This window comes from Vibrio sp. 10N.222.55.A1, assembly GCF_041473835.1.
GTDB lineage: Bacteria > Pseudomonadota > Gammaproteobacteria > Enterobacterales > Vibrionaceae > Vibrio > Vibrio crassostreae_C.
This window is the reverse complement of the sequence record NZ_JBFRSX010000078.1, coordinates 1-24,837: the sequence shown is the minus strand read 5'-3', so window position 1 is coordinate 24,837 and position 24,837 is coordinate 1. Positions and strand designations below refer to the sequence as shown.

Annotated in this window: 21 protein-coding genes; 4 read left to right on the top strand and 17 right to left on the bottom strand. The window is 45.1% G+C overall.

Annotated elements, in window-relative coordinates; translation table 11 throughout:
- Nucleotides 1-23 precede the first annotated feature (23 nt).
- The gene (alr, locus tag AB4493_RS19880) at nucleotides 24-1,109 is read right to left on the bottom strand and encodes an alanine racemase (RefSeq protein WP_017063183.1); all 1,086 of its coding nucleotides are present in this window, start codon (nucleotides 1,107-1,109) and stop codon (nucleotides 24-26) included.
- A 6-nt stretch (nucleotides 1,110-1,115) separates the two neighbouring features.
- Complete coding sequence (locus AB4493_RS19875; protein ID WP_016767560.1) at nucleotides 1,116-2,507, bottom strand: replicative DNA helicase; 1,392 nt, start codon at nucleotides 2,505-2,507, stop codon at nucleotides 1,116-1,118.
- A gap of 176 nt (nucleotides 2,508-2,683) precedes the next feature.
- Here AB4493_RS19875 and AB4493_RS19870 point away from each other — a divergent pair, with 176 nt between their 5' ends.
- Nucleotides 2,684-3,568 (top strand): DUF481 domain-containing protein, encoded by an 885-nt coding sequence (locus tag AB4493_RS19870; RefSeq protein WP_017071573.1) that lies wholly within the window; start codon nucleotides 2,684-2,686, stop codon nucleotides 3,566-3,568.
- Nucleotides 3,569-3,748: 180 nt separating this feature from the next.
- On the opposite strand, the gene rplI is transcribed toward AB4493_RS19870, so the two are convergent.
- From rplI to rnr, 5 genes are all read right to left on the bottom strand, one after another.
- The gene (gene rplI / locus AB4493_RS19865) at nucleotides 3,749-4,201 is read right to left on the bottom strand and encodes a 50S ribosomal protein L9 (protein ID WP_010434182.1); all 453 of its coding nucleotides are present in this window, start codon (nucleotides 4,199-4,201) and stop codon (nucleotides 3,749-3,751) included.
- Nucleotides 4,202-4,239: 38 nt separating this feature from the next.
- Nucleotides 4,240-4,467: a 30S ribosomal protein S18 gene (gene rpsR / locus AB4493_RS19860; protein ID WP_000090472.1), complete on the bottom strand. Its 228-nt coding sequence runs from the start codon at nucleotides 4,465-4,467 to the stop codon at nucleotides 4,240-4,242.
- A gap of 112 nt (nucleotides 4,468-4,579) precedes the next feature.
- Nucleotides 4,580-4,969: a 30S ribosomal protein S6 gene (gene rpsF, locus AB4493_RS19855; RefSeq protein ID WP_004741278.1), complete on the bottom strand. Its 390-nt coding sequence runs from the start codon at nucleotides 4,967-4,969 to the stop codon at nucleotides 4,580-4,582.
- Nucleotides 4,970-5,246: 277 nt separating this feature from the next.
- Entirely contained in the window at nucleotides 5,247-5,987 is a 741-nt protein-coding gene (gene rlmB / locus AB4493_RS19850; protein WP_017063180.1) for a 23S rRNA (guanosine(2251)-2'-O)-methyltransferase RlmB, read from the bottom strand.
- A gap of 176 nt (nucleotides 5,988-6,163) precedes the next feature.
- The gene (rnr, locus tag AB4493_RS19845) at nucleotides 6,164-8,665 is read right to left on the bottom strand and encodes a ribonuclease R (protein WP_017063179.1); all 2,502 of its coding nucleotides are present in this window, start codon (nucleotides 8,663-8,665) and stop codon (nucleotides 6,164-6,166) included.
- A gap of 247 nt (nucleotides 8,666-8,912) precedes the next feature.
- On the opposite strand from rnr, the gene AB4493_RS19840 reads away from it, so the two are divergent.
- Complete coding sequence (locus AB4493_RS19840; protein ID WP_017063178.1) at nucleotides 8,913-10,322, top strand: amidohydrolase; 1,410 nt, start codon at nucleotides 8,913-8,915, stop codon at nucleotides 10,320-10,322.
- Nucleotides 10,323-10,465: 143 nt separating this feature from the next.
- Here AB4493_RS19840 and motX read toward each other — a convergent pair whose 3' ends face one another.
- Entirely contained in the window at nucleotides 10,466-11,101 is a 636-nt protein-coding gene (motX, locus tag AB4493_RS19835; RefSeq protein WP_017063177.1) for a flagellar protein MotX, read from the bottom strand.
- A gap of 298 nt (nucleotides 11,102-11,399) precedes the next feature.
- The gene (locus tag AB4493_RS19830) at nucleotides 11,400-12,716 is read right to left on the bottom strand and encodes an adenylosuccinate synthase (RefSeq protein ID WP_010434108.1); all 1,317 of its coding nucleotides are present in this window, start codon (nucleotides 12,714-12,716) and stop codon (nucleotides 11,400-11,402) included.
- A gap of 172 nt (nucleotides 12,717-12,888) precedes the next feature.
- Between AB4493_RS19830 and AB4493_RS19825 the strand changes: the two genes are divergently transcribed.
- On the top strand, nucleotides 12,889-13,077 hold the full coding sequence (locus tag AB4493_RS19825) for a DUF2065 domain-containing protein (RefSeq protein WP_010434105.1): 189 nt from the start codon (nucleotides 12,889-12,891) through the stop codon (nucleotides 13,075-13,077).
- Nucleotides 13,078-13,249: 172 nt separating this feature from the next.
- On the opposite strand, the gene hflC is transcribed toward AB4493_RS19825, so the two are convergent.
- The 8 genes from hflC to tsaE form a co-directional block, all read right to left on the bottom strand.
- Nucleotides 13,250-14,227 carry a protease modulator HflC gene (gene hflC / locus AB4493_RS19820; RefSeq protein ID WP_017059930.1) on the bottom strand — a complete coding sequence of 326 codons (978 nt, stop codon included), beginning with the start codon at nucleotides 14,225-14,227 and terminating at the stop codon, nucleotides 13,250-13,252.
- Nucleotides 14,228-14,229: 2 nt separating this feature from the next.
- Complete coding sequence (gene hflK / locus AB4493_RS19815) at nucleotides 14,230-15,432, bottom strand: FtsH protease activity modulator HflK (RefSeq protein ID WP_017063176.1); 1,203 nt, start codon at nucleotides 15,430-15,432, stop codon at nucleotides 14,230-14,232.
- 27 nt (nucleotides 15,433-15,459) lie between these two features.
- Nucleotides 15,460-16,767 carry a ribosome rescue GTPase HflX gene (gene hflX / locus AB4493_RS19810; RefSeq protein WP_017059928.1) on the bottom strand — a complete coding sequence of 436 codons (1,308 nt, stop codon included), beginning with the start codon at nucleotides 16,765-16,767 and terminating at the stop codon, nucleotides 15,460-15,462.
- 44 nt (nucleotides 16,768-16,811) lie between these two features.
- Nucleotides 16,812-17,075, bottom strand: a complete 264-nt coding sequence (hfq, locus tag AB4493_RS19805) for an RNA chaperone Hfq (protein ID WP_017059927.1) — start codon at nucleotides 17,073-17,075, stop codon at nucleotides 16,812-16,814.
- Nucleotides 17,076-17,267: 192 nt separating this feature from the next.
- Nucleotides 17,268-18,200, bottom strand: coding sequence for a tRNA (adenosine(37)-N6)-dimethylallyltransferase MiaA (gene miaA, locus AB4493_RS19800; RefSeq protein WP_017059926.1), 933 nt, complete (start codon nucleotides 18,198-18,200; stop codon nucleotides 17,268-17,270).
- A gap of 97 nt (nucleotides 18,201-18,297) precedes the next feature.
- Nucleotides 18,298-20,511 carry a DNA mismatch repair endonuclease MutL gene (gene mutL, locus AB4493_RS19795; RefSeq protein WP_372155670.1) on the bottom strand — a complete coding sequence of 738 codons (2,214 nt, stop codon included), beginning with the start codon at nucleotides 20,509-20,511 and terminating at the stop codon, nucleotides 18,298-18,300.
- Between the two features lie 102 nt (nucleotides 20,512-20,613).
- Nucleotides 20,614-22,329 carry an N-acetylmuramoyl-L-alanine amidase gene (locus AB4493_RS19790; RefSeq protein ID WP_017067933.1) on the bottom strand — a complete coding sequence of 572 codons (1,716 nt, stop codon included), beginning with the start codon at nucleotides 22,327-22,329 and terminating at the stop codon, nucleotides 20,614-20,616.
- Nucleotides 22,323-22,787: a tRNA (adenosine(37)-N6)-threonylcarbamoyltransferase complex ATPase subunit type 1 TsaE gene (gene tsaE, locus AB4493_RS19785; RefSeq protein WP_017059923.1), complete on the bottom strand. Its 465-nt coding sequence runs from the start codon at nucleotides 22,785-22,787 to the stop codon at nucleotides 22,323-22,325. The genes AB4493_RS19790 and tsaE overlap by 7 nt, the downstream gene beginning before the upstream one ends.
- Nucleotides 22,788-23,027: 240 nt before the next feature.
- Between tsaE and queG the strand changes: the two genes are divergently transcribed.
- Nucleotides 23,028-24,206 (top strand): tRNA epoxyqueuosine(34) reductase QueG, encoded by a 1,179-nt coding sequence (gene queG, locus AB4493_RS19780; RefSeq protein WP_017059922.1) that lies wholly within the window; start codon nucleotides 23,028-23,030, stop codon nucleotides 24,204-24,206.
- The last annotated feature ends 631 nt before the right edge of the window (nucleotides 24,207-24,837 follow it).

Below are 24,837 nucleotides of genomic sequence, written 5' to 3'. Positions count from 1 at the left end.
AATTTACTTATCAAGATCCATGATTACTTCACATATTCCATCGCAACACGCGAAGTCAGCTTAGTGACTAACTCGTAAGCGATAGTGCCGATATGTTCAGCCACTTCTTCTGAAGGTAAACCTTTACCCCACAGAGTCGCTTCATCGCCGACTTTATCTGCCGCATCAGGGCCTAGATCAACCGTTAGCATGTCCATTGATACACGTCCTGCGATCGGTACTTTTCGACCGTTAACGAACACTGGAGTACCGTTAGGTGCAGTACGAGGATAACCATCACCGTAACCAATCGCGATAACACCAACCTTGGTATCACGTTCACTGGTCCAGTTTCCGCCATAACCCACACTTTCACCGGCTTTCACATCGCGAACGGCAATTAGGTGTGAGGTCAGGGTCATCACAGGCAAAAATCCAAGCTCTTGCGCTGATTTATCAACAAACGGAGAGACACCGTAAGATATGATTCCCGGACGAACCCAATCAAGGTGGCTGTCTGGCCAAGCGAGTAAACCCGCAGAGGCAGCAAGTGAACGCTCCCCTTCACAACCTTCAGTAAGCGACAAGAAAAGCTCTGTCTGTTCAACGGTGGTTGCTCTATCCAGTTCATCAGCACAACCGAAGTGGCTCATGTAACGTAGAGGTTTGGCAACATTCGCACATTGATGCAAACGCTCAACAAAGTTTTGGTATTGCTCAGGGCGAACACCTAATCGGTGCATACCACTGTCGACTTTTAGCCATACCACAACGGGTGTTTCCAAATCCGCATTCTCTAGCGCGCTTAATTGCTCTTCACAATGCACCACCGTTTGAATGTTATTGGTCACCAAGATTGGCAAATCGCCCGAAGAGTAAAATCCTTCCAGCAACAAAATAGGTTTAACAATGCCACCAGCACGAAGTTGTAACGCTTCTTCAATACGCGCCACACCAAAAGCATCAGAGCTTTTTGAATGCTTGGCTATATGCAGTAAGCCGTGTCCGTAGCCATTGGCTTTCACAACAGACATGACCTTGCACTGAGGAGCCTTCGACTTTATCTGGTTCAGGTTATGTTCGAGCGCGTTTAAGTCAATGCTCGCCGTCGCCGCTTTCATGTAAGTCATTAGCGATTACTCATCATCAAATGCAGGGCCTGCATAGTTATCAAATCGGGAGTGTTGGCCTTGGAACGTAAGACGAACAGAACCGATCGGACCGTTACGTTGCTTACCAAGGATGATCTCAGCAATGCCTTTCAAGGAACTATCTGGGTTATAAACCTCATCACGATAGATGAACATGATCAAATCGGCATCTTGCTCAATCGAACCTGATTCACGCAAATCCGAGTTTACTGGGCGCTTATCAGCACGTTGCTCTAGGGAACGGTTAAGCTGAGAAAGTGCCACAACCGGAACGTTGAGCTCTTTTGCTAACGCTTTCAATGAGCGAGAAATCTCGGCGATTTCAAGAGTACGGTTATCAGATAACGAAGGTACACGCATTAATTGAAGGTAATCTATCATGATCATAGAGATACCATCGTGTTCACGAGCGATACGTCGAGCACGAGAACGCACTTCTGTTGGCGTTAGACCCGAGCTGTCATCGATATACATATTCTTCTTATCCATCAGAATACCCATACTCGACGAGATACGAGCCCAATCTTCATCATCTAGCTGACCAGTACGAATCTTGGTTTGGTCTACGCGAGAAAGTGACGCAAGCATACGCATCATCAGCTGTTCGGCTGGCATCTCTAGCGAGAAGATTAAAACCGGTTTGTCTTGCTTCATCGCCGCGTTTTCACACAAGTTCATCGCAAATGTGGTTTTACCCATCGATGGACGAGCAGCAACAATAATTAAGTCAGAGCCTTGTAGACCTGCTGTTTTCTTGTTGAGGTCGTTGAAGCCAGTATCGACACCTGTCACACCATCTTGCGGCGTTTTGTATAGGATCTCGATACGTTCTAGCGTCTTCTCTAGAATGCTATCAACGTTTTGTGGACCTTCGTTTTCACTTGCACGGCCTTCGGCAATCGCGAAGACTTTACTTTCAGCAAGATCAACCAGCTCTTCCGATGTACGACCTTGAGGGTCATAACCAGAATCAGCAATCTCATTCGCGACACCAATCAGGCTACGAACAAGTGCACGTTGCGCTACGATATCCGCATACGCATTGATGTTTGCGGCACTTGGTGTGTTTTTCGCTAAGTCAGCAAGGTAAGCAAAGCCACCCACTTCTTCAAGTTGCTCACGCAGCTCTAAATGTTCAGAGAGTGTAATAAGATCCAGAGGAGAACTTTCTTCAAGGATATCCTTTACCGCTTCAAAGATCAGACGGTGAGGACGGCTATAAAAGTCTTTGGCCACAACCTTTTCGGCAACTGTATCCCAGCGTTCGTTATCTAATAACAAACCGCCAATAACAGATTGCTCAGCTTCTAATGAATGTGGCGGGACCTTGATGGCGTCCACCTGATCGTTGGCTGATTTCTGACTTTTGGTATCCACTATGACTACACTCAATAACTAATAATGATCGTTCATTATACCCAAGAACATCCGTTTGTAATCCGATCCTATGAGTTTGTTTTATTCTTCAGGAAGAATTTACCTATTGCTGACGGAATTAACCAAGGGTAGCATTACGATCCTGCCATTCACTCACTGTATAACTAGAGGTATGCGTGTCCAAATTATTGGCTCTGAGCACTGGTCTTCTAAGCACTGGTCTCCTGAGCGCTCCGATGGCCTTAGCTGATGATGCTAAAGACTCTGTTGATGCAATCCTCGACTCTATAGTAGTTTCAGAACCTACTTCTGAGCCGATCGTCGTTGCACCGACACCTGAAGAAAAAGATATGGATATCGCACCGAGTGATACAAGTGATACAGAACTACCGAGCCCGCTAAAAACGGAAGTCGAATTTGGATATCAGTCGCATACTGGTAACTCTGATTCACGAGCGCTTAACGCACGCCTTAACGGTGAGTACACGGCTGGCCGTCATAGAACCAGTGGTGAATGGAAATACTACAACCTCTACAAAGATGGCGAAGAAGATAAAAGGCAATCGACTTACTCTGCTCAGAGTGACTACAAGTTAAGCCCTAAAACCTACCTTTACGGCAGTTTCAAAGGAGTCGACTCGAGATACAGTGCTTACTTTAAGGACTACACAATTTCGAGTGGTCTGGGTTACCAGTTTTCGAATACCGAAGAGTTTGTGTTGGAAGTCGAAGTGGGACCAGGTTTTCGTTACCAAGAACCGAACCTTGATGAGATTGATGATGATGACATCATCTTCCCAGAGATTGTTGAAGAGGCAATTTTCCGTGGCAACGTGAATACGTCATGGCAGGTGTTGAAGAATTTGCAGCTCAAGGCAGACGTGACGCTTGTCTCTGGTCACAGTAACCTAAAGTTTGATACTGAGTTAGAAGCCATCAACGATATTACTGACAATATCGCGCTGAAGATCGCTCACTCTCGCCAGTACCACGATAAAGTGCCTGAAGGCTTAAGCAAACAAGACTCTGTTCTATCGATCAACTTGCTCTTCCAGTTCTAATCTTAGGCCACCTCTAACCTTGAGAACAACTTGTTCAGCAATAACAGCTTATGGATCACCGTAAGCTTTTTACCTACTGTAGCCCTTCCTTGTACTTTCCTATATTCCAGACATAAAAAAACACCAGCCGAAGCTGGTGTTTAAAACTTTCAAAAGAAAGAATTCGTCTTGGTACTGAAATTACTCAGCTGCAACGATAGCGATTTTCGCAGTAGCAAAAACTTCAGAGTGAAGTTGGATGCTTACTTCGAATTCGCCGATGTTACGTAGAGCGCCTTCAGGTAGGCGTACTTCGCTCTTAGCTACTGCAACACCTGCCGCTGTAATAGCGTCAGCGATGTCACGAGTACCGATAGAACCGAATAGTTTACCTTCGTCACCAGCTTTAGAAGCGATTGTAACGCCTTCTAGAGTGTTAACGCTCTCTGCACGAGCTTCAGCAGCAGCTAGTTGCTCAGCAACTTTAGCTTCTAGTTCAGCACGACGAGTTTCGAACATAGCAACGTTGTCTTTAGTTGCCATAACTGCTTTACCCTGTGGGATAAGGAAGTTACGAGCGTAACCAGATTTAACGTTTACTTGGTCGCCAAGGCCACCTAGGTTACCGATCTTATCAAGTAGAATAACTTGCATTATCTTAGTCCTCTTAAACTATTATTAACTATTACCGATTACTGATGCTTGTCAGTGTACGGTAGTAGAGCTAGGTAACGAGAACGCTTGATAGCGCGAGCTAGTTGACGCTGGTACTTAGCGCTTGTACCAGTGATACGGCTAGGTACGATTTTACCAGCTTCAGTGATGTAGTTTTTAAGAGTTGCTACGTCTTTGTAGTCAATCTCTTGTACGCCTTCTGCAGTGAAACGGCAGAATTTACGACGACGGAAGAAACGAGCCATGGGCTATCTCCTGATCTTAAATTTAGTAAAGCGGTCTTTCACAATTATCGAAATAACTATCAATGACCTAAAACAAGTTGAGAATTTTTTAAGGCGTTAAGCCAAAAAAGAATTACTCAGCAGCTGCTTCTGGTTTAGCTTCTGTACGCTCTTCGCGACGAGGAGCACGCTCTGCACGCTCTTCTTTTTGCTTAAGCATAATAGATTGCTCAGTCACAGCGCCTTTAGTGCGCATGATCATGTTACGTAGAACTGCATCGTTGAAACGGAAAGCAGTTTCTAGCTCGTCAATCACTTCTTGACCAGCTTCAACGTTCATAAGAACGTAGTGAGCTTTGTGAAGCTTGTTGATTGGGTAAGCCATTTGACGACGACCCCAGTCTTCTAGACGGTGGATAGTACCGCCAGCTTCAGTGATAGAACCAGTGTAACGCTCGATCATGCCAGCAACTTGCTCGCTTTGATCAGGGTGAACCATGAATACGATTTCGTAATGACGCATTTGGTTGCTCCTTACGGATTATTAGCTTCCACGAGTGGCCCGGTCGTCCAGAGGAAGCAAGGAACTAAAGATAAATGACCGAGTTTTAAGGACGGCAAATGTTATAGAAAGAACCCGGTATTGGCAAGCGCTATTTGGTGAATAATGAAACAGTTTTTCTGTCGCCATCTAGCCATCCGACAAACCGATGGATTTTGCTATAACAGCCTAAAAAGAAACGCCCACCAGCAAGTGGTGAGCGCTAATAAATTCATAGACTTAAAGCAGCGTTAACGCATTACTGAGCTAAACGCTGTCTTACCGCTTCGAACAGGCAAATACCCGACGCCACAGAAACATTTAAGCTCGATACGCTACCTGCCATTGGAATCTTAATCAGATCATCGCAAGTTTCACGAGTTAAACGACGCATACCGTCACCTTCTGCACCCATAACTACCGCAAGAGGACCCGTTAGCTTCGCTTGATAGATATCATGCGTTGCTTCACCTGCCGTACCCACAAACCATACGCCCTGCTCTTGCAGTGCACGCATTGTGCGAGCTAGGTTGGTTACGCGCACGAGAGGAACCGTTTCAGCTGCGCCACATGCAACCTTGCTTACCGTTGCTGTTAACGGCGAAGAGCGATCTTTAGGTACGATAACAGCAGCGACACCTGCGGCATCCGCGTTACGTAGACAAGCGCCTAGGTTATGAGGGTCTGTTACGCCGTCTAGAACTAACAGCAAAGGCTGTTCGTGCTGCGCTAGGATATCGTCTAGGTGAGTTTCATTAAGCTGCTTAGCAGGCTTCACCTTAGCAATAAGACCTTGGTGATTCGCACCTTGTGCTTTTTCATCCAACGGCTTACGACCCATCTGTTGAATCGACACACCAAACTGTTGCAGTTGGTTCAGTAATGGAAGAAGACGCTCGTCTTGGCGACCTTTCAATACATACGCTTCGATAAAACGTGCAGGATCTTTTTCTAGTACGGCTTTCACCGCGTGAATACCGTAAATAAATTCGTTACTCATTGTCTCAAGTTACTCTTATTGCTCAGAGAAGAATGACATCAATGCCGATGCATCCCTCTCTGTGTTGTTCATTTCGAGAGTAGCGTCTTGTGCCTGATACTCTCGCATTAAATTAAATCAGTTAGGCGCTAAACCTGATTAGCAGAGCGCCTTATTAGCCTTAAGATTTATCAGTCTTAAGAGTTATCAGCCTTTGGCTTACGGCTTGCTGCACGCTTTTTCTTAGCGCGAGCTTTAGCAGCACCGGTTTTATTCGCTGGCTTTTTCTTCTTAGCAGGGCCTTCGCTGCTTCCGTCAGGTCGCTTAGTTGGCTCAACCATAGGCTTCGCTGATACACCTGGCTTATTACTCTTCACTGCTGAGCGCTTCTTGCTTTTCGCCTTTTTCATCGCTTCTGCTGCACGCTTCTTGGCTGTTTTGCCTTTGCCACGCGGCTGACGATCAGTGTCTTCTAAGTCAAAGTCGATTTGGCGAGTTTCTAAATTAACCGCAGAAACCTTCACTTTAACCGAATCACCCAAGCGGTAGATATTACCTGAGCTTTCACCCACTAGACGCTGACCAACAGCATCAAATTGGTAGTAATCATTCGCTAGCGCTGAGATGTGTACCAAGCCATCAATGTGCAGTTCAGTTAGACGAACAAAGAAGCCAAAACCAGTCACGTTGGCAATCACACCATCCATCACCTCACCGACATGGTCTTGCATGTATTCACACTTCAACCAGTCGTTTACTTCACGCGTTGCGTCATCAGCACGACGTTCAGTCATTGAACACTGCTCGCCGTAGAAGTCCATATCATCGAAAGTGTAGTGGTAACCACCAGTTGGCGTCCAACGTTCGCTGTTACGACCTTCTTCTTTCGCAATAAGGTACTTAATCGCACGGTGCAATAGCAAATCTGGGTAACGACGAATTGGCGAGGTAAAGTGAGCATAGCGTTTAAGAGCTAAACCAAAGTGACCCGCGTTATCCGCGTTGTATACCGCTTGCTTCATTGAGCGTAGCAGCATGGTTTGGATTAATTCACGATCTTCACGTTCATTAATCTGTTGCATCAGTTGTGCATAGTCTACTGGTGATGGCGACAGACCACCTTCCAGTGTTAAACCTAATTCACTTAAAAAGCTCTTGAAGCCCATTAAGCGCTCTTCGCCCGGAGTTTCGTGAACACGGTACAGCGCAGGCTCTTTCGCTTTTTCTACGTAAGATGCCGATGCGATATTCGCAAGAATCATACATTCTTCGATGATCTTGTGTGCATCGTTACGAATTACTGGCTCAATACGGTCAATCTTACGATCCGCATTGAAGATAAACTTAGTTTCTACCGTTTCAAATTCAATCGCACCACGTTCGTCACGCGTTTTCTTAAGCACCTTATACATCTTATGAAGCTCTTCAAGATGTGGTACTTCAGGTTCGTAACGCTCACGTAATTCTTCATTGCCATCTAAGATCGCGCCTACTTTGTTATAAGTAAGACGAGCATGAGAATTCATTACCGCTTCGTAGTGCTTGTAGCCTGACAGTTTACCTTTGTCTGAGATAGTCATCTCACACACCATACATAAACGGTCTACCTGAGGGTTCAATGAACACAAACCATTTGAAAGCACTTCTGGCAGCATTGGCACGACTTGTGACGGGAAGTATACCGAGTTACCACGGTTAATCGCTTCTTTGTCTAGCGCTGTATCTGGGCGAACGTAGTAACTTACGTCAGCAATCGCTACCCATAGACGCCAGCCGCCGCCTTTCTTCGCTTCACAGTAAACCGCATCATCGAAGTCACGCGCATCTTCACCATCAATGGTAACCAATGGCAGTTTACGCAGGTCTACACGTCCTTCTTTTGCTTCTTCAGGAACATGCTCACCTAGGTTTTCGATTTGCTTATCTACCGCTTCAGGCCACTCTTGTGGGATCTGGTGAGTACGGATCGCAATCTGCGTTTCCATACCCGGCGCCATGTTTTCACCAAGAACTTCGGTTACTTTCCCCATCATGTTACGAGAACGACCACCGCGATCCGTAATTTCAATCACAACCACATTACCCATTCGAGCACCGCCTTTATGCTCAGTAGGGATCTGGATGTCGTGACTAATACGCGAATCATCAGCAACAACGTAAGAATGGCCGTACTCTAGGAAGAAGCGACCAACAAGTGGCGTTTTACGCTCTTCAAGCACACGAACCAAGCGACCTTCACGACGGCCACGCTTACTGTTGTCAGTAGGCTGAACCAATACGTAATCACCGTGCATGATGGTTTTCATCTGATGATGCGGCAGCACGATATCATTGTCTTTACCCACACTGCCGTCTGGGCGAACCCAACCATGACCGTCTTTATGACCAATCACATAGCCTTTGATCAGTTCCATCTTCTCAGGCAATGCGTAGCACTGACGACGAGTAAAGATAAGCTGTCCATCACGCTCCATTGCACGTAAACGACGACGCAGCCCTTCATATTGTTCCTCTCCAGCAAGACCCAAAGCTTCGAATAGATCGTTGCGGTTCATCGGAATATTCGCGTCTGTTAAAAACGAAATAATGAACTCTCGGCTTGGTACTGGGTTATCGTAATTTTTCGACTCTCGGTCGGCAAAAGGATCAACAGTGGTTGTCGCTGTCGTATTTTCTGACGTTGGTGTGTTTTTTGACATAGGCGGGCCTGCTTAAGCAAGGAAGGTATATACCCCTAGTATATCTGATGCTAGGGGTAAGCTACAGATATGCTTTAGAAAACACTCAAATAACCTCAGATTGATACATATCTTCACTTTGTGAAACATCGCTTCATAGACGTGGATTATCATCAAAATTTCAAGCAAACGATAAAACAAACGTTTGCGCCATGAATGAAATACACTATTATCCACGCACTTTACCAACTCCTGTTCTGGGTATGATATGAAACTAAAACGCACTTTATTGGCTTCAGCTATGGCGAGCCTAGCGCTGTTCCCATTCGCAAGTTCGGCAATGGAAAAGGCTGACCTGATGATTACCGATGCGATGGTTCTAACCATGAACCAAGACAAAACGGTTTATGAAAGCGGTACTGTTGTCGTCAAAGACAACAAAATCATTGCGGTTGGTGATGCTTCACTAGAGAAGCAGTACCAAGCTAAGCAAGTGTTAGACGTTGATGGCGATATCGTTATGCCAGGTCTCATCAATACCCATACTCATGTATCAATGACAGTTTTCCGTTCGTTAGCCGATGATGTGCCAGATCGCCTGCACCGTTACATCTTTCCGCTAGAGAAGAAGCTAGTATCGCGAGACATGGTACGCATTGGTGCCAACCTAGGTAACGTTGAAATGGTGAAAGGCGGTGTGACCACTTACGCCGACATGTACTACTTCGAAGATGAAGTCGCAAAAACCGTCGATAAGATCGGTATGCGTGCCATCCTAGGTGAAACGGTGATTAAGTTCCCAGTCGCCGACGCTGCCAACGCAGAAGAAGGCATTAAGTACGCGTTGAACTTCATTGAAGAATACAAAGATCACCCGCGAATCACACCAGCGTTTGCACCGCATGCGCCTTACACCAACACCACAGAGATCCTGCAGAAAATATCTAAGCTCTCCCTAGAGTTAGATGTTCCAGTAATGATTCACCTTGCAGAATCACACCGTGAAGAAGAGAAAATCGCAGAGCGTTCTGATGGATTGTCCCCGGTTCAATACATGGACAGCATTGGCGCACTCAACAAGAACTTGGTGGGTGCACACATGATCCTTGTTGACGATCATGATATCGAACTGGTGAAGAAATCGGATATGGGCGTGGCTCATAACATGAGTGCTAACATCAAGTCAGCAAAAGGCGTATCACCTGCGCTTAAGATGTATGACGAAAACGTGCGTATCGGTTTAGGTACTGATGGCCCAATGTCTGGTAACACACTGAGCACCATTGATGAATTCAACCAAGTCGCTAAGGTTCACAAGTTAGTTAACAAAGATCGTGCTGCGATGCCGCCGATCAAAGTGATCGACATGGCGACAATGGGTGCAGCAAAAGCGCTGCACATGGAAGATAAGATCGGCTCTCTTGAAGCAGGCAAACTGGCTGACATCATAGTGATCGATACTAAGGCGCCAAATATGGTTCCAGTCTACAACCCATACTCAGCACTGGTGTACTCAGCTAACTCAGGCAATGTTCGTCACTCCATCGTTGATGGCAAGATCATCATGCAAGATCGCGACATGCTAACGGTAGACGAAGATAAGATTCGTCAAGAAGCACTCGATTTCACCAAGGTTGTTCGTGAAACGGTGATTGAGTCTGGTGAGGTGGTTCAATAACGCTACCGAATTAGATAAACGGTTTTCCGTTCAGATCAAAAAAGGCCTCGCTGATGAATCTCAGCGAGGCCTTTTTAATACGAGTTTTTTAGATGATTAACGAGTGCAGTCATTAATCATCATTGCTCATTCAATAATCTGTCTTACCAGAACACGTCTCGACGCTTTGCTCGAGCAATAATATTGTCTGGCATTCTCTGTTCCAGACCGCTACGAAGCACAGTGATACGTCTGTGTTGTCTTTGATCTGCGGTTACCGAGTTATACAACCAACGGTAAGCATCTTCATAATCCAATGGGCTACCGTAGTCACGTAACAAGAGTTCCGCTAAGTGAATGCTCGCACTTAAGTTGCCCATAGAGGCCGCTTCACGTAGATACGGAATCGCACGCTCTTGATCTTGTTGTACCAAAGTACCACGAGAGTAATAACGACCTAACTGCTCTAATGCAGCGGGTAAACCTTGATGTGCCGCGTTTTCCATATAGTAAAGGCCAAGCTCTACATCTTGTGGAACACACACACCCCAAGCCAACATATCACCGTATAAAAACTCATAAGAAGGCAAGCTAATACGCGTTGCACGAGCAACGATATCTTCAACTAACTGGCACTTATCAGCTTTCACTCGCTCTAGATGTTGATTATTTTCGATTAAATTAATCAGTTCAGCTTCTGTATATATTGGAACGGGCTCTCCCACATCAGCCAAATTTGCATGACTCAAGGGTGAGCTCAGTGCCATTATCAATGAAGCTGCCACAATTCGTAGCTTCATACCTGCACTCTATTATCTGTCGCTAAAGTTATCTATTGAGGGGTGCAGAGGATTTCTACACGCACAAAACAGTGTGAACTTCACTTTCCATGATATCTGTATCGGCAATAACCCCGACGGCTTTAGACAAAACTTGCCGCTAATGGGCAATATTTTGCCTGATGACGCTTAAAAGATCACCATCAAAGAGTGAACGGCTAAATTGCAGGTATTAAAAAGCCGACTTAATAAAGTCGGCTTTTAGAAAACTATTTTATTATCAAAGCACTGTTCGTGCCTGGTAATCACTCAGCAGGCATTATGCGCCGTATGGGTGAACCTTGATGATAGTTTCGTTACGATCTGGGCCAGTTGATACGATATCAATTGGAACGCCAGTTAGGTCTTCGATACGCTTGATGTAATCTAGAGCAGCTTGTGGAAGCGCGTCGATAGATTTAGCACCAAATGTGTTTTCAGACCAACCAGGCATTGTTTCGTAGATTGGCGTCGCTTCTTCGAATGACTCAGCAGCCATTGGAGAAACTTCTAGGATAGAACCATCTTTCATCTTGTAACCAGTACAGATTTTTAGTTCTTCTAGGCCATCTAGAACGTCTAGTTTAGTTAGACACATACCAGATAGAGAGTTGATTTGGATTGCACGACGCATAGCAACAGCATCGAACCAACCAGTACGACGTAGACGACCAGTTGTTGCGCCAAACTCGTGACCAACATCGCCTAGGTGTTTACCAACTGGGTCTTGCTTCTCAAGGCCATCGTATAGCTCAGTAGGGAATGGACCTGAACCAACACGAGTACAGTAAGCCTTAGTAATACCAAGGATGTAACCGATGTGACGAGGACCGAAACCAGAACCTGCAGCAACACCACCAGCAGTCGTGTTAGAAGACGTTACGTATGGGTAAGTACCGTGGTCGATATCTAGTAGCGTACCTTGAGCACCTTCGAACATGATCTTGTCGCCGCGCTTACGTGCTGCGTCTAGTTCGTCAGTTACGTCGATAACCATCGCAGTTAACATATCTGCGTAGCTCATCGCTTGCTCAAGAACTTCTTCGTAGCTTACTGTTTCAGCTTTGTAGAAGTGCTCTAGTTGGAAGTTGTGGAATTCCATCACTTCTTTTAGCTTCTCAGCAAATGCTTCTTTATCGAAAAGGTCACCAACGCGTAGACCGCGACGAGCAACTTTATCTTCATAAGCAGGACCGATACCACGACCCGTTGTACCGATAGCTTTAGCGCCACGAGCGATTTCACGCGCGTTGTCGATTGCAATGTGGTACGGAAGAATTAGAGGACAAGCTTCAGAGATGAAAAGACGTTCACGTACTGGAATACCGCGATCTTCAAGAGGCTTCATTTCTTTAAGAAGTGCGTCAGGCGATAATACTACACCGTTACCAATAACACATTTAACGTTATTACGTAGGATGCCTGATGGAATTAAGTGAAGAACGGTTTTTTCACCGTCAATTACAAGTGTGTGACCTGCATTGTGACCGCCTTGGTAGCGAACCACGTATTTTGCATCTTCAGTTAAAAGGTCAACGATTTTACCTTTACCTTCATCACCCCATTGGGTGCCTAGAACGACTACGTTATTTCCCATCTTTCCAATTTCTGTTGCTAATTAAAAATGGATTCTAGCACTGAATCACACTTCTTGCAGTCACTTTTTGTTCATAAACGTTAACGCTGTACAAAAATAAACCAGCCATAACTGGGGGCAGATGTGTAAAGATACTGATATCATTGCTTTTTTACAGACAAAAGGCAGAACCATGTCTCAATCAATTTGGCTCGCTATTGGGCTCGTACTTATTGTGGAAGGGCTCGGCCCCTTGATTGCACCCAATGGCTGGAGAAACATGGTCGCGCAACTGAGCGAGCAACCAGACACGCAACTGCGCCGCATTGGAGGCTGTCTTGTGGTGGCTGGAGCGGTTATCGCTTTCATGACCTACCGCTAGGTTTCTATAAGTAGAACGCTGTTAAGCGCCTTCCCTCGCGCCCCAATAGTGAATCCACAAACATGTCTCCTCCTGAAAGAAGTCATAGAAAACAAAAAGGCTCCCACAATGGGAGCCTTTTAAGTTTTAACGTATTTTGCTTATTAAGCTAAGCATTCGCTAACGCATCAGCTTATTTTGCTGGAGCGCCGCTTGCTTGATTCATGTATTGGAAGAAGTCAGTCTTCGGATCCAGTACTAGAATGTCGCTCTTATCGCTAAATGATGTCTCATAAGCTTGCAATGAACGCATGAAGCCGTAGAACTCAGGATCTTTGCTGAACGCATCAGAGTAGATCTTCGCTGCTTCTGCATCCGCATCACCACGAGTGATTCGAGCTGTACGGTCAGCTTCAGCAAGAACTGTTGCCACTTCTAGCTCAGCTTGAGCACGGATAACTTCCGCTTTCTCACGACCTTGAGAACGGTGTCTACGAGCAACCGATTCACGTTCTGCACGCATACGGCGGTAGATAGATTCACTGATTTCGTCAGGAAGGTTAATCTTCTTCATACGAAAATCAACAACTTCAACACCTAAATCAGCCATCGCACTTTCTGCCGTTCCAGACAAAACGTTTTCCATGATCTTATCGCGTTCGCCATCAACTTCTAGTGCTTCTGCAGCCGCTACCGTTGTGACGACTTCGCTATCAGCAGAGTCTGGCAGGATGTCCTTGTTGCGAGGGCCTGACACGATCTGCTTAATTTCACGAGAACCAATTTCAGAACGAAGAACATCTGTCACTTTACGCTCAAGAAGTGCTTCTGCCGTCATGATATTACCGCCACCGGTACTCAGATAGAAACGTCCAAAATCAGCAATACGCCATTTTGCGTAAGTATCAATTAGAACGTCTTTTTTCTCTGATGTTACGAAACGGTCAGAACGGCCATCCATCGTTTGAATACGAGCATCAAGTACTTTTACGCGATCAAACATCGGTAGTTTAAAGTGCAGACCTGGTTCATAGATTCGTGATACGCCGTTGTCATCGAGAACTCGACCAAAACGAATTACCATGCCACGCTCACCTTCTTGAATCACAAACACTGACATCAATAGAAGGGCAATCGTCACAACTAATACAGGGATCATTAATTTACGCATTATTAGTATCTCCCTTGGCGTGAACTGTCTGAACGAGTTTGAGTGCTAGGCTTTGGATCCGCTTGAGTTTCTAACTCAATTTGATCGTAAGTTGATGATGCTTTTGCAGGGCGAGAGCCCGACTGAGAACCACCTTGTGCGCCTAGCTTATCAATTGGTAGGTATAGCAAGTTACCGCTTGATTCAGAATCAATCAGGACTTTCGATGTGCTTGAGTACACTTTTTCCATTGTATCTAGGTACATACGGTTACGTGTTACTTCAGGAGCAGCTTGGTATTCAGGTAGCAGTTTCTCGAATTGAGCAACTTGACCTAGAGCACCATTAACTGTGCGCTCTGAGTAACCCACCGCTTCTTTCTTCAAACGCTCAGCACGACCTGTTGCTTTTGGAAGAATGTCATTTCGGTAAGCTTCAGCTTCACGCTCGAAACGCTCTTCATCCTCACGAGCCGCGATAGCATCATCAAATGCATCTTTCACTTGCTCAGGTGGACGTGCTGACTGGAAGTTCACATCAACAATCAGAATACCCATATCGTAGCTATCAATAATACGGTTCAACGTTTCTTGAGTGCTTTGACGAATCTGCTGACGACCACTTGTCAGGATACTATCCATTAGTGAGTCACCAATTACCGCACGAAGCGCGGAATCGGTTGCTTGACGTAAACTGTCGTCTGCATTCGTTACACGATACAAGTACTTGTATGGGTCAGAAACACGGTATTGAACACCCATTTCAACGGTCACAACGTTTTCATCTTTCGTTAGCATAGTGCCAGCAGCACGTAGAGAACGAATCGCTTGAACGTTTACTAGTTGCTCATCACTGATTTCATCGATGAAGCGTGGGTGCCAGTTAAGACCAGGTTCTTCGATACGGTCGAACTGACCCAGTCGAAGTACTACTGCTCTTTCTGCTTCGCCAACGGTGTAGAAACCAGCGAAGAACCAGATAGCAATAGCAATAACGGCAATGACACCAAAGCCAATTGCACCGCCACCACCAATAGATGGCCCGTTACCGTTGCCACCCTTTTTACCAAACTTGCCACCTAACTTTTGACTTAGTTTATTAAACACTTCGTCTAGATCTGGCGGTCCTTGATCTCGGCCGCCGCGATTATTTTTATTACCCCAAGGGTCATTATCGCGGCCGTTATTATCGCCGTTGTTGTTATTTCCAGGCTCATTCCACGCCATTAGAAAGCTCCATCATTTGATATGACGTTATACTGTAGCAGTCTCTTTGGTAACGATAAAGTCACCTAAGAGCGCCCCTTCTCTTTTTTCAAGTTTAGACCAATCTATTTGTTGCATTCGGATATCTATCAACAAGTTACCATTTTCATCATACTCTTCCTGTTGAATACATTTCATCTCGAAGAATAAGCTGCGAATACGGCCCTGATGTTGATGTGGAATACACAACCGGAATTGAACCATCTGGCTAGCTAAACGCTCAGTTAAAGCTTCAAACAGTAGCTCAATACCTTCTCCTTCCATTGCAGAAACCCAAACAGCGCGAGGTGCGCCCTCTTCGTCTCTTTCAATTCGAGGTTTTTGGTCTTCCATGCAGTCAATTTTGTTCATGACTACAAGGGTTGGCACTTCATGAGCATCGATTTCTTCTAATACTTCATGAACAGCCTGAATGTTCTCACGAAAACGGTCATCACTGGCATCAACAACATGTAACAAAATGTCAGCTTCCTGCGTCTCTTGTAATGTTGCCTTGAACGCAGCGACCAAGTCGTGTGGTAGATGACGGATAAAACCTACGGTATCTGCGAGAATTGCAGGCCCGACATCTGCCAAATCAATCTTACGTAGTGTTGGGTCTAGGGTTGCAAACAGTTGGTCTGCCGCATAAACACCAGCACTTGTGATGCGATTGAAAAGTGTTGATTTCCCTGCGTTGGTATAACCAACCAAAGAAATTGTTGGGATTTCAGCTCGATTACGAGCACGTCGTCCTTGTTCACGCTGTTTAGCAACTTTCGCTAAACGACGTAGTATTGCCTTTATACGGTCACGCAACAAACGTCGATCGGTTTCCAGTTGAGTTTCACCTGGACCACGAAGACCAATACCACCTTTCTGCCTTTCAAGGTGAGTCCAACCACGAATCAGTCGAGTAGAGATATGACGAAGCTGAGCGAGCTCAACTTGTAGCTTACCTTCATGAGTTCGCGCACGTTGTGCAAAGATATCTAAGATCAAACCCGTGCGATCAATCACACGACATTTACACAATTGCTCGAGGTTGCGCTCTTGGGCAGGAGAGAGGGAGTGGTTAAAAATCACAATTTCAGCACCGGTTAGCTGAACAGCTTGTGCGATTTCTAGGGCTTTACCTTCTCCAACGTAGTATTTAGGGAGTGGGGATTGTCGGCTACCAGTAATCACTTGTAGCGTTTCTACCCCCGCTGAGGAGACCAGCATTTCACATTCGCTTAGATCTTCCCATTCTCCCTCTTGCGTGAAGTTGATATGAACAAGTACGGCTCGCTCGCCGGATTCATAACGGTCAAACAAGCAACCAACTCCTTATTACAGCGCAAGCTGTACAAATTGAACGATTAATCTTCAGTCTTCTCTGGACGATCAGATGGCGTGCGTTGCTCGCCGCTGTGGTGACTAACTGCGCGAGCAGGTACCACAGTAGAAATCGCATGCTTGTAAACCATTTGGTTTACTGTGTTCTTCAATAAGATCACGAATTGATCGAAAGACTCGATCTGACCTTGCAGCTTAATGCCGTTAACAAGATAGATAGAGACTGGAATGCGCTCACGACGGAGTGCATTTAGGAATGGGTCTTGTAGCGATTGCCCCTTAGCCATTTTATTTTCCTTATTTGTATTTTGTTGTAATTATTTAGCTAGTGGTGCACAAAAAGGTGCGGCCTTTGCATCTGAGCTAAATGAATAAAAAAACTCCGTTGTTATTGAAAGGCTGTGATTTTTAAAAGCCTCAATAACGGATCCTTTCCAGAGTATATTCACGCAAAAGCGATCACATTATACACAGCAATACTAATCAGATGCTATTGCATCTGAAAGAGTTTCTAACGCTTGATCAATGTTTTCGCTATCTAACCAAGTTAAATCATCCCAACTGCGCAACCAGGTGATTTGTCGCTTGGCCAACTGACGGGTTGCACAGACACCACGGAAAACCGCTTCGTCTAAATCACAATTACCGTCTAAATAATCCCACATCTGCCTATAACCAACGCATCGGATCGATGGCAGTTCAGGGTGAAGATCTTCTCTGGCGTACAACGCCTTCATTTCATCTTCAAACCCAGCTTCTATCATCTTCTCGAAACGCAGCTCAATGCGGCGATGGAGTTCAGTCCTTTCCTTGGGAGCTATTGCAAATTGTTTTACACGAAATGGCAGGCTATCGCCTTTCGTTTGAGTTAGCTCTGTTAATGTTTTACCCGAAATTCGGTAAACTTCCAATGCCCTTGAAAGCCTTTGTGGATCATTTGGGTGTATTCTTTCAGCGGATACGGGATCTATCTCTCTTAATTGATCGTGCAATGCCTGCCAACCTTGTTCGATAGATTCCGCTTCAATCTGCTTACGAATCTCTTGATCCGCGGCTGGTAATGGCGATAAACCTTCCAACAATGCTTTGTAGTACAGCATTGTGCCACCAACAAGTAACGGGATTTTGCCTTCCGCTACAATCTTATTCATTTCATTGATCGCATCACGACGAAAATCTGCCGCAGAATACGCTTCGCTTGGATCCAAAATATCAATCAAGCGATGAGGCGCGAGCTCAAGCTCTTCCGCATCCGGTTTAGCGGTACCAATATCCATGTCTTTGTAGATCAATGCCGAATCGACGCTGATGATCTCAACAGGGTATTTCTGACGTAAGCGGATAGCTAAATCTGTTTTTCCTGACGCCGTTGGGCCCATTAAAAACAACGCTAAAGGTAATTTTTCAGTCATGATATTTTGTATTTGCTTCTCTGTTTTAGCGCTTTTTAGCAAAGGGCTTTGTGTCGCGACGTATTCAGCTAAAAAGACAAAGGTCGTCGCGAAAAAATTAAACCGTAAACGCGGCTATAGTCGCTGAAAAGTCGATAGGATTAACAAACTCTGGATCATCTAATGGAAGTAGACCATGCCAAAGTTGTTCTAGTTCCCCAACTAGTTGAACCGCTTCAGATAAAGTGTAGTCGCTTTTTACTTGTGCGGTTTGAATCCCGATCCAGTTAACCAAAGCTGACAACATGTCATTAGGTTGCTTCACTGCACCCTGGGCATTTATTGAAGCCGCGTAAGATAACAGATCTGGGATCAAAATTTGTAAGTTTTGCTGCCTTAAAGGAGAAGGCACGCCCATCACCATTACCGCCTCGCTGTTTCGCGCCTTAAGCTCAATCCCCAGTAATGCCAGAGTTTGACTCAGCGCCTTAGCAACTTCGACAAGTTCACTACCCAGCTTAATCGATAAAGGCACCAATAGTGGTTGGCTTTTTAACGCACCACCTCGAGTATCAAGCTGACCAACAACACGCAATAACTCAGCCTTAGCCAAGGAAACCAGCACACTGCCGTTCTTATTGCCCATTACCAGATACTGACGTTCCACAATCGAGACCGCTTTGCCCAAGTCCGTTACAGGTGCTCTTGGCTTTAAATGAACAGGATTCTGTTGAGCAGGCTTAGCTTCTTTATTTTCTTTATTTTCTTTATTTTCTAAGTTGTCTCTGGTTTCTACTGGTGCCACATGCTCTTGAGAAAGTGAAGGCTGTACAACTTGCTCATCAAAATCTGGCGTTTTCAGAAGCTCTTTATAGGCTTTCACTTCTCGCTTAGATGGCGCGGGTTCACCATGATGTTGGTGTGGCTCTTTCTCTTTTTTAGGTTCAGGTCGAGACTCTATCCACTCTTGGCGAGAGGAACCGGTAAAACTGCTGTCACTAGTAGCCGAGCTTCGGCCAGCTAATGAACTTGGACTGGTTGATGAGCTTGGGCTAATTGATGAAACATAGTGTCGCCCACCATCATTAACGCTGTGTTGAGGCTTATCAAAAGCGTGCTCTGATTCTGCTTTTCTCGGGTAGGCAGGCGTTTGCTCAATAGCGTGTCGCACCCTATCCGAAACTTGGGTTTGATCCGAACTGCTAGGCATTACGCTTTCTGGCTCAGCGAAACTTGCAACACCATCAACTGCAGAGCTCGTACTATCTTGCTGATGATGAATCACTTCTGACTGATGAAAAGCCGACTGATTGATTGGTGCAGCATCGATCTGCTTGCTCTGTGCTAAACCATCACTCAATGCTTGGTAAATAAAGTCATGCACAAGGCGCGCTTGATGAAAACGCACTTCATGTTTTGCAGGGTGGACATTCACGTCCACCTGATGTGGGTCGAGTTCAATGAACAACACATACGTCGCGAATTGGTCTGGACGCAGGCTGGTTTCGTAGCTTTGACGAATCGCATGATTGATCAGCTTGTCACGCATCATACGACCATTCACATAGCAGTATTGCAGGTCGCTTTGTTGTCTTGCTCCTTCTGGCGTGGTGATCCAGCCATGAAGTTTTAGGCCTTGATGCTCAAGTTCGATCTTAAGCATATGACGAACAAAAGGATTGCCACATACCGCAGCGATGCGCTTTTCTGCTTGAACTTCTGTCTTGGCAGCGCGGTACTGACGAATCATCTTGCCGTTATGACGAAGGTTGATCGTCACATCAAAGCGACTTAATGCAATACGCTTGAGCAACTCATCAATATGGGTGAATTCAGTCTTCTCGGTGCGTAAGAATTTGCGGCGCGCTGGTGTATTGAAGAACAGATCCAACACCTCAACCGAAGTACCAATTGGGTGTGCTGCTGGCTGCAGTTTTACCTGCATATCACGACCTTCACTGTGTGCTGCCCAAGCTTGATCTTGAGTGGCAGGGCGTGAAGTCATGGTCAAGCGCGCAACCGAGCTAATACTCGCCAGCGCTTCACCACGGAAACCGAGGCTGACGATCGCCTCTAGGTCATCAAGAGTGTGGATTTTGGAGGTAGCATGACGACTCAGTGCCAAGGCAAGCTCATCTTTTACGATGCCTTTACCATTGTCACGAACGCGGATCATCTTGGCGCCACCTTTCTCGATATCAATATCGATACGTGTCGCACCCGAATCCAAACTGTTCTCAACCAACTCTTTTACAACAGAAGCGGGTCTTTCTACCACCTCACCCGCTGCGATTTGGTTAGCTAACCGAGCTGGCAGTATTTTGATCGTCATATTTATAGCTACCTTACTGCCATTGATGGAAACGCTGCTACGTTTGCACTAGTTCTTATTTTTTATCATTGATATACCTGAAGCTGTTTAGCATTCCCAAGACTACTTGTGAGGAATAATCAACACTTGGCCGATAGCTAGACTGTCAGATCTTAGCTTATTCGCTTGGCGAATGCTGTTGACGCTCACGCCGTATTTCGAAGCTATCTTGCCAAGGTAATCACCTCTTGCAACTTTGTGTTTGCGCAGAGGAACATCTTTAACTTCAACCGTAATACGTAACTTTTGGCCTACTCTCACCGTCTCTGATTTCAAACGGTTCTCACGTTTAATATCAGCCACCGACACTTTATAGCGGCTGGCGATCTTACCTAGGTACTCTCCAGACTTAACCGTGTGAGTGATGGTCTTCGTTTTAACCGCACTGCTTGATGATGAAGTTGAAGCACTGCCTGGAATCTTAAGTACTTGACCAATTGCTAGGCTGCTCGATTTCAGATTGTTGAACTTCATCAACGTCTGTGTCGACGTACCATACTTGCTCGCAATCACAGACAAAGACTCACCACGAGAGACTTTATGTTGGCTCACGCTGCCCGTTGATGACGTTGCGTTAGACAAGATAATCCCTTCAGGCGGGTTAGCCTTCAAATACTTAACCACCGCTTTAGTCACTGCTCGTGCCAATTTATCTTGGTGCGAACGTTGGAAAAGAAGCTTCTCTTCCGTCGGATTCGAAATAAAACCTGTCTCTACCAGTACTGATGGGATCTGTGGTGAACGTAATACTGCTAAGCTGGTGTTAATCGGCTTGCTATTGTGCAGTTTCGCAACCTTACCCATTTCAGACAGAATTGCCGTTGCCAGTTTGTAGCCCTCTTTTTGAGAGTGGCTAAACTGCAAATCAAGCAGGGTTTGGTTTACGTTCTTATCATCAATATTGCTTGTGAACGCTGCACCGCTACCACCAAGCAATTCAGACTGTTTCTCTTTATTCTCAATCCAACGAGAGATCTCTGTATTTGCGCGTCGAGTGTTCAATACAAACACTGAACCACCTCTTGGTTGAGGCGTCGTAAAGGCGTCGGCGTGAATAGAGATCAACAGGTGAGCTTCATTCTCTCGAGCAATCGCAACACGTCGATTCAGGTTCACAAAGTAATCAGCATTACGAGTCATACGAGTTTTGATCCCCGGGACCGCATTCAGTTGAGCTGCTAACTTCTTAGAAATACTCAGAGTCGCGTCTTTTTCGTATTTACGCGTAGGACCAATCGAACCTGGGTCTTCACCACCGTGGCCAGGATCAATCACAATTAGAATATCTTTCTGGCGCTTAACCTGATTAATGTTCTTACTTACCGTTGGCTTACTCGGTGTCGATGTCGCTTTACTTGCCGCACCATGAGGTAAGTCGATCACCAAACGGTGTCCATACTGACCACCTGGGGTCGGGCTCAGTTTGAATAATTCTGCTTTAGACGACTTCTTTAACTCAAAAACCAAGCGATAGGTGTTTTTGTCTGGCGGTGAGCTCTTACGAATCTTAGATAGAACAGGGCTGTCTTTCACCTCGACCGGTAACTTAGTCGCAAGACTGGTATTTTTTAAATCAACCACTAAGCGACTCGGGCTACTCAGGGTGAAATAGCTAAAGTCCGCTTCTGATTTTAAGTCGATAACCACACGAGTTTCTTCTGGAGAAGGCCAAACCCTTAAACTTTTCAGTGAGTTTGCAGAAACAAGTGAAGAAAACAGTATAGAAAAAACAGCAGCCATCATGGCCACTGTTGAAATAAGGCGTTTAGAAATCAACATAACTCCAACTGACTAAGTAAGCGCTGTCCGTATTCACTATTAGCGGTTAAAGAAACAACACGGTGATCGTCTTGGTAACGAATATCAATATCCAAATCGGCTTCTGGTAGCATCCCATAACCTTTCTCAGGCCACTCAACCAAACAGATAGCATCCGGCGTAAAATAGTCACGAATTCCCATAAACTCTAACTCTTCAGGATCGGCTAGGCGATAAAGGTCAAAGTGGTACACCTGCCAATCTGCAAGTTGATAAGGTTCAACTAGAGTATACGTTGGGCTTTTTACATTTCCTTGATGGCCAAGTGCTTTTACAAAGCCACGACTGAAAGTCGTTTTACCTGCGCCAAGATCACCATGCAGATAAATAGTCGTCTGCTGTGAGCAAAGATTAGAAAGCTCCGTTCCTAATTGAATCGTTGCTTGTTCATCTTTCAAAGTAAATTGTTTCGTGCTCATGAATACGTTCTCTAAAAATCGATCGTTGACTATATAAAAATCAAAAGAACAAGAATAGTAAACCGTGATGCTTTTGGGAGACAAGCACTCAAGTGTAAGTTCTATGAAAAATACTGATCAAAACGCGTCTGTTCTGGTCAACACCACTAAGATCCGTTAAGATCCGCCCCCATTTTTGCCGAACCTAATTTTAATTAGCCTTATCTCTAATTGTAAAACAGAGAAAATAAGAAATAAGCCATGAATCTAGACCATCTTGCTGAAAAAATTAAAATCTGGGGAAAAGAGCTGGGCTTTCAAAAAGTTGGCATCTGCGATGTTGATTTAAGTGAACACGAAGCCCCTCTTCAAGCATGGCTAGATGCTGGCAACCACGGCGAAATGGATTGGATGGCTCGACATGGGATGATGCGTGCACGTCCTGATGAACTTCACCCAGGCACAATTCGAGTGATCAGCGCTCGAATGAACTACCTACCACCAGAAGCTCAGTTCGCCTCTAACCTAAGCGATACCACTCAAGGCTACATCAGCCGCTATTCTTTAGGCCGCGACTATCACAAATTGTTCCGTAACCAGTTGAAAAAGCTAGGACAAAGAATTGAAAAAGAGGTCGAGGGTTTAGACTCACGCCCTTTCGTCGATTCAGCGCCCATTTTGGAAAGACCACTCGCTCAAAAAGCAGGGTTGGGCTGGACAGGTAAACACTCATTAATTCTTGATAAAGACGCTGGCTCTTGGTTCTTTCTAGGGGAACTGTTAGTTAACATCCCTCTTCCCACGGATGAACCCAGTGTTGATGAGTGCGGCAAATGCACCGCATGTATCACTTCTTGCCCAACGGGTGCCATTATTGCTGATGGCGTAGTGGATGCTCGCAAATGTATCTCGTACTTAACCATTGAATATGATGGTGTGATCCCTGAAGAGTATAGAGATGCCATTGGTAACCGTATCTACGGTTGCGATGATTGTCAGTTAGTTTGCCCGTGGAATCGTCATGCCGAACTCACAGAGCAAACAGACTTTCACCGCAGAGAAGATTTCCAAGAAGCCGATCTGGTTTCACTTTCAAGTTGGGACGAAGCAACCTTCCTAAAGAAAATGGAAGGCTCAGCAATCAGACGTATCGGCCACACCCAGTGGTTACGCAATATCTTTGTTGCGATGGGCAATGCACCATTTCAACAACGCATTATTGAAACCCTGGAGTCTCATCAAGGCAAAAACGAAATGCTTGATGTGCATATTGAGTGGGCTTTGAATAAACAACTACAGCAGTTACCCAACGCTAGCAGTGTGCAAGAAGATAGCTCTACGCAGAAAAATAGCTGTGTGCAAAAAAGTAACAGCAAAATCTCCACCAAAAAGCACAGACTGATACGTATAGTAGAGAAAGGACTACCAAGAGACGCCTAGCCCTTTTGGTATCAACGATTGACAGCGACACCCACATCGATAGTCCAATATTTAAGACAACTCGTTGCACATAATTTTAGAACAATGTTTGACCTTGTTCTCAATTCTAACAATGTGGAAAAAATTCAGAACTCTCGTAAACTTCCGACACCCGAGCAAAGTTAAACACAGTACCGATAAATGATTAAGATCAAAAAACAACAAGTTAACGATCTTTTATTAAATCCAAGATAGGCATCCAACTTGATAAAAAACAACAAGTTACGATCGCTGCAATTCATCTAATATATTGAAAACAAGAAAGATCTTTTAGGGATATGTAAAGAATTAAGACTGAAATAACTTTATCAACCAAGTTATCCACACCTAACATTTTGTGGATAAGTCTGTTTATAGATGTGAAAAACCTCAAGTATCTGCTTCAGAGACCTGATGTTTACTAGCATTCCAGTTGCTAAGAAAAATTTAAGACAAAAAAATATCCACCATGATGGAGGATTATTTGCTTTTTGGGGGGATTATGCTTCGCAGCATTAAAGAAAGAGCGTGACCTTTGTGGTCGCCTTTAAACACAGAGGTTTAAAGTACTTATTAGCTTTTTTAGAAGAAAGCTGGAGCGATACATCGGGTT

Excerpts from the sequence above, each read along its gene's own strand:
- hflC (WP_017059930.1), bottom strand. The coding sequence starts at position 14,227 with ATGCGTAAATTAATGATCCCTGTATTAGTTGTGACGATTGCCCTTCTA.
- AB4493_RS19840 (WP_017063178.1), top strand. The coding sequence starts at position 8,913 with ATGAAACTAAAACGCACTTTATTGGCTTCAGCTATGGCGAGCCTAGCG.
- mutL (WP_372155670.1), bottom strand. The coding sequence starts at position 20,511 with ATGACGATCAAAATACTGCCAGCTCGGTTAGCTAACCAAATCGCAGCG.
- AB4493_RS19830 (WP_010434108.1), bottom strand. The coding sequence starts at position 12,716 with ATGGGAAATAACGTAGTCGTTCTAGGCACCCAATGGGGTGATGAAGGT.
- rpsR (WP_000090472.1), bottom strand. The coding sequence starts at position 4,467 with ATGGCTCGTTTCTTCCGTCGTCGTAAATTCTGCCGTTTCACTGCAGAA.
- queG (WP_017059922.1), top strand. The coding sequence starts at position 23,028 with ATGAATCTAGACCATCTTGCTGAAAAAATTAAAATCTGGGGAAAAGAG.
- rlmB (WP_017063180.1), bottom strand. The coding sequence starts at position 5,987 with ATGAGTAACGAATTTATTTACGGTATTCACGCGGTGAAAGCCGTACTA.
- rnr (WP_017063179.1), bottom strand. The coding sequence starts at position 8,665 with ATGTCAAAAAACACACCAACGTCAGAAAATACGACAGCGACAACCACT.
- rpsF (WP_004741278.1), bottom strand. The coding sequence starts at position 4,969 with ATGCGTCATTACGAAATCGTATTCATGGTTCACCCTGATCAAAGCGAG.
- tsaE (WP_017059923.1), bottom strand. The coding sequence starts at position 22,787 with ATGAGCACGAAACAATTTACTTTGAAAGATGAACAAGCAACGATTCAA.
- AB4493_RS19825 (WP_010434105.1), top strand. The coding sequence starts at position 12,889 with ATGTCTCAATCAATTTGGCTCGCTATTGGGCTCGTACTTATTGTGGAA.
- hfq (WP_017059927.1), bottom strand. The coding sequence starts at position 17,075 with ATGGCTAAGGGGCAATCGCTACAAGACCCATTCCTAAATGCACTCCGT.
- alr (WP_017063183.1), bottom strand. The coding sequence starts at position 1,109 with ATGACTTACATGAAAGCGGCGACGGCGAGCATTGACTTAAACGCGCTC.
- hflK (WP_017063176.1), bottom strand. The coding sequence starts at position 15,432 with ATGGCGTGGAATGAGCCTGGAAATAACAACAACGGCGATAATAACGGC.
- miaA (WP_017059926.1), bottom strand. The coding sequence starts at position 18,200 with ATGACTGAAAAATTACCTTTAGCGTTGTTTTTAATGGGCCCAACGGCG.
- rplI (WP_010434182.1), bottom strand. The coding sequence starts at position 4,201 with ATGCAAGTTATTCTACTTGATAAGATCGGTAACCTAGGTGGCCTTGGC.
- AB4493_RS19790 (WP_017067933.1), bottom strand. The coding sequence starts at position 22,329 with ATGTTGATTTCTAAACGCCTTATTTCAACAGTGGCCATGATGGCTGCT.
- motX (WP_017063177.1), bottom strand. The coding sequence starts at position 11,101 with ATGAAGCTACGAATTGTGGCAGCTTCATTGATAATGGCACTGAGCTCA.